The following is a 3879-nucleotide window of genomic DNA, read 5'->3' on the forward strand; positions in this document are numbered from 1 at the left end:
CATCGTCCTCGAGCGCATCGACGAGGCGCGCCCGAGCGCGAGCGCCGCGGTCGCGTTCGGTGCCGCCCTCGCCGCCACCCACGACGCGGGGGCCTCGGCGTTCGGCGCTCCGCCGCCGGGCTGGGCGGGTGACATCTTCATCGGCCGTCGGTCGCAGCCGTCCCGGCCGAAGCCGACGTGGGGCGCGTTCTACGCCACGCAGCGCGTCGAGCCCTTCCTCGCCCCCGCCGTCGCGGCGGGGAACCTCTCGGCATCCGGCGCCGCAGTCGTCCGGCGCGCGTGCGCGCTCATCTCCGCCGGGGCTTTCGACGACGGCGACGCTCCCGCCCGGCTGCACGGCGACCTCTGGGCGGGCAACGTGCTGTGGTCGCCCGAGGGCGTCGTACTCATCGACCCCGCGGCGCACGGCGGCCATCGCGAGACCGACCTGGCGATGCTCGCGCTGTTCGGTTGCCCCCACCTCGACGACATCGTCGACGCGTACGATCGCGCGCACCCGCTGAACGACGGCTGGCACGATCGCGTGCCCGTGCACCAATTGCATCCGCTCGCCGTCCACGCCGCCGGGCACGGCCCGTCGTACGGCCGCGCGCTCGTCGACGCGGCCGAGCGGACGCTCGCGCTCGGCTGACGCCGGGAGTTCCGGCATCCGGGATCCGCGGGGTCTCGCGGCCATCGCAGCTCGCGGCCAGATCGCGTGATTCGGCGCGCGGTCGACGGACTACGCCGCGACATCCTTGGAGGCACGCCGGCGCGCGCGCCGGGCCAGCACCAGGTCGATGCCGACCCCGATGCCCACGGCCACCACGATCGACACGATCACCGCGACCACCGGCCCGCCCGGGACGATCGCGGCCACGACCGCACCGATGACCGCTTGGTACGCGGCCCACGCCAGGGCCGCCGCGGCGGCGACACCGAGGTAGCGCGCCGGATTCACCCGCGATGCACCCGCCGCGAGGTTCACCGCGAGTCGGGCGAACGGCACGAACCGCGCGGTGAACAGCACGACCGCGGCGTTGCGCTCGAGTCGCGCCCGTGCCCATTCCAACGCGCCGCGCACGCGCGGACCGCGCATCCAGCGCCACCGCTCGACGCCGACCGCGCGCCCCACGAGGTAGCAGCACAGGTCGCCGCAGAAGGCCGCCGCCCCCGCGACGAGGATCACCGCGAAGAGCGGGGGAGTGCCGTTCGCGACGGCCAGGGCACCGAAGGCGGTGACGGCCGCCTCACCCGGGATCACGACGAGGAACGCGTCCGCGAAGACGAGGAGAGCCATCGCCGGAAGTGCCCACGGGCTCGCCGCGACGCCTGCGAGCCACGCGTCGATCCCGTCCATCACGTCACTCTCCGCCGCCGATCGGGACGCGATGCCGTCCGGGCGGTGACCCTGCGCGGATCATCCGGTGAACATCGCGAACGTCGGGCCAGGATCGACGCCGCCGCGGGCCCGCGGGTCCCACCCTGGAGGCGTGAGAGTCGCGCTGCTGGCCGAATCCTTCCTCCCGCACATGAACGGGGTCACCGGTTCCGTTCTCCATGTCCTGCGCCATCTGGCGGAGGCGGGCCACGAGACGCTCGTGATCGCCCCCAAATCCGGCGATGTGACCGCCGACCTCCACGGCGCCCGCGCCGAGCTGCTCCGTTCGGTTCCCCTGCCGTCGTACCCCGAGGTCCGCGTGGTGTTCGCCCGTGCGGCGCGCCTGGGCGGTCTGCTCCGGGAGTTCCGCCCCGACGTCGTGCACCTGGCATCCCCGTTCGTGCTCGGCTGGCAGGGGCTCGCCGCCGCCGAGGCGTTGAAGATCCCCTCGGTCGCCGTCTACCAGACCGACGTCATCGCGTACGCCCAGAAGTACGGCCTGCCGCACGCGACCGCCCTCGTCGCGGGGCACGTCACGCGGCTGCACCGCCGGGCGACGCTCACTCTCGCGCCCTCGTCGGCGTCGATGAGTCAGCTCGAGGGGCTCGGCGTCGACCGCGTGCGTCGGTGGGGCCGGGGAGTGGATGCCGTGCGCTTCGCCCCCGAGCACCGCGACGAGGCCTGGCGCGCCGCGGTCGCGCCGGGAGGGGAGCGCATCGTCGGGTACGTCGGCCGACTCGCCCCCGAGAAGCAGGTCGACGACCTGCGGGCGCTCGCCGATCTGCCCGGGACCCGTCTGGTCGTCGTCGGCGACGGTCCGTCGCGTCCCGCGCTGGAGAAGGCGATTCCGGATGCCGTGTTCACCGGTCACCTCTCGGGTTCGGCGTTGGCGTCGACGATGGCGGGGCTCGACGTGTTCGTGCACCCCGGTGAGAGCGAGACCTTCGGGCAGACGATCCAGGAGGCGCTCGCCAGTGGCGTGCCGGTGGTCGCGACCGGCGTCGGCGGCCCCGTCGACCTCGTCCGCTCCAGCGTCGATGGCTGGCTGTACCGACCGGGCGACCTCGACGACTTGCGGGCGCGCGTGGCCGACCTGATCGGCGACGAGTCGAAACGGCAGGCGTTCGCCCGCGCAGCTCGGGATGCCGTGGCCGGGCGCACGTGGGAGGCCCTGACGCACGATCTTGTCGGGCACTACCGCGAGGCCGCGGCGTTGAGGACGATGGACGAGGGCATGCTCGTGCGCGGGGGGCAACGGCCCGAGGTTCCGGCGCCACGGGCGCGCGGGCGCTGGACGCGCTACGTCGCCCTCGGCGACTCGCTGACCGAGGGACTGTGCGACGCGTCGCGCATGCCGTCGGGACAGTTCCGCGGGTGGGCCGACCGCCTCGCCGAGCTGCTCGCGCACACGAGCGACGAGGGGCCGTTCCGGTACGCGAACCTCGCCGTCCGCAGTCGTCGGGTGCGCCACCTCATCGACGAGCAGATCCCTGCGGCCCTCGCCCTGCGACCCGACCTCGTCTCGATCCTCATCGGCGCCAACGACCTGGTCGGTCCCGCGCCGGTGATCCCGGCGCTCGTGGCCGAGGTCGAGTCCGCCGTCCGCGCCGTGCGTCGCACCGGCGCCGACGTTCTCCTGGTGACGACGTTCCTGCCGCGGCGCGCGGCCGCGCGCATCTTCGCTCGCCGTTTCGCCGCGTACAACGTGGAGCTGCGCCGCATCGCCCGTGCGCACGGCGCGATCCTGCTCGACCTGGAGGCGGTCGCAGAGATCGGCGAACTGCCACTGTGGGCCGACGACCTCGTGCACCTGCGCTCGCGCGGTCACCGCTTGGTGGCCTATCGCGCGGCCGAGGCGCTGGGCGTGCCGGACGCCGGAGAACTGTCCGACCTCGACGAAGCGCTGCACGCCGACGACGACGTGCACCAGCGCGGGTGGCTCACCCGCGACGCCCTGCCCTGGGTGTGGCGTCGAGTTCGCGGGCGCACCGCCGGCGACGGCATCCTTCCCAAGCACGACGGGTACGTCGAACTGCCCACGCGCGGCGACCGCCAGCGTCAGCGCACGACGTCCTGAGGGCCGTCGTGGGCGTCCAGATCACGTGGTCTGGTCGAACGGACACGGCGTGGACGGTCACGAGGCGTGACTTCGCCCAGATCACGTGATCTGGCGACTCAGTACCAGCCGGTGGACTCGGAGTGCGCCCACGCGCCGCACGGGGAGCCGTAGCGGGACTTGATGTAGGACAGGCCCCAGGCGATCTGCGTCGCGGCGTTCGCCCGCCAATCGGGACCAGCGGCGGCCATCTTGTCTCCGGGAAGGGCCTGGGGGATGCCATAGGCACCGCTCCACGGATTCAGAGCGTCCGCCCGCCAGCCGGATTCCCGGTTCCACAGCGACACCAGGCACGAGAACTGATCGTCGCCCCAGCCGTAACCGCCGATCGCACCGCGGGCGTAGTCGCGCGCGGCCCCGGGGCTCATCGTCGGCCCCGCGGGCGCGGTGGACCCTCCGCTGC

At 73.7% G+C, this 3879-nt stretch carries 3 protein-coding genes and 1 pseudogene; 2 read left to right on the plus strand and 2 right to left on the minus strand.

Annotated elements, in window-relative coordinates; all coding sequences use genetic code 11:
- On the plus strand, positions 1–631 hold a 631-nt coding region (locus LQV45_RS20075; protein WP_230008522.1), incomplete at its 5' end, for a fructosamine kinase family protein.
- 90 nt (positions 632–721) lie between these two features.
- Here the strand turns inward: LQV45_RS20075 and LQV45_RS20080 are convergent.
- Positions 722–1339 carry a DedA family protein gene (locus tag LQV45_RS20080; protein ID WP_230008523.1) on the minus strand — a complete coding sequence of 206 codons (618 nt, stop codon included), beginning with the start codon at positions 1337–1339 and terminating at the stop codon, positions 722–724.
- Between the two features lie 133 nt (positions 1340–1472).
- Here LQV45_RS20080 and LQV45_RS20085 point away from each other — a divergent pair, with 133 nt between their 5' ends.
- Positions 1473–3437, plus strand: coding sequence for a glycosyltransferase (locus LQV45_RS20085; protein ID WP_230008524.1), 1965 nt, complete (start codon positions 1473–1475; stop codon positions 3435–3437).
- A 98-nt stretch (positions 3438–3535) separates the two neighbouring features.
- Here the strand turns inward: LQV45_RS20085 and LQV45_RS20090 are convergent.
- A pseudogene (locus LQV45_RS20090) lies at positions 3536–3879 on the minus strand (lytic transglycosylase domain-containing protein); the annotation flags it as partial.

The sequence above is a fragment of the Microbacterium sp. Bi128 genome, assembly GCF_918698205.1.

What these genes read in the sequence shown, in the direction of transcription:
- LQV45_RS20080 (WP_230008523.1), bottom strand. Translation starts at nt 1,339, where the DNA reads ATGGACGGGATCGACGCGTGGCTCGCAGGCGTCGCGGCGAGCCCGTGG.